This window comes from Oceanospirillum sediminis (assembly GCF_014164585.1).
GTDB classification, from domain to species: domain Bacteria; phylum Pseudomonadota; class Gammaproteobacteria; order Pseudomonadales; family Halomonadaceae; genus Oceanospirillum; species Oceanospirillum sediminis.
On the sequence record NZ_JACJFM010000316.1, the window covers coordinates 1 to 319 of the forward strand.

1 protein-coding gene is annotated in these 319 nt (G+C 29.8%); it reads left to right on the forward strand.

The annotated features are described in order from the left end of the window. Window positions 1–63 precede the first annotated feature (63 nt). A partial coding sequence (locus tag H4O21_RS28810) for a TRAP transporter small permease subunit (protein WP_182812720.1) occupies window positions 64–319 on the forward strand: 256 nt, incomplete at its 3' end.

Consider the following 319-nt stretch of genomic DNA (forward strand, 5'->3'; position numbering starts at 1 on the left):
GAATTTACAAAGGAATACCCTGAACTTGCAGATACAGTTAAGAAAATAAAAGCCAATTAAAATATGAAAACATCCAATTCTCTATTTAACAAAGTTGTAAGGTTTATGGAAATTTTCCTAATCATCATATTTGCTCTTTTGGTATTTGATGTATTGTTTCAAGTATTTGCAAGATACGTGCTAAAAGGTTCATTTTCTTGGACAGAAGAACTTGCCAGATTTTCATTAATATGGATGTCTATCCTAGGTGCTGCTTATTTAAATGCTAAAAGAGAGCATTTATCTATGGATTTCTTGTACCAAAAGTTTTCTGATAAAA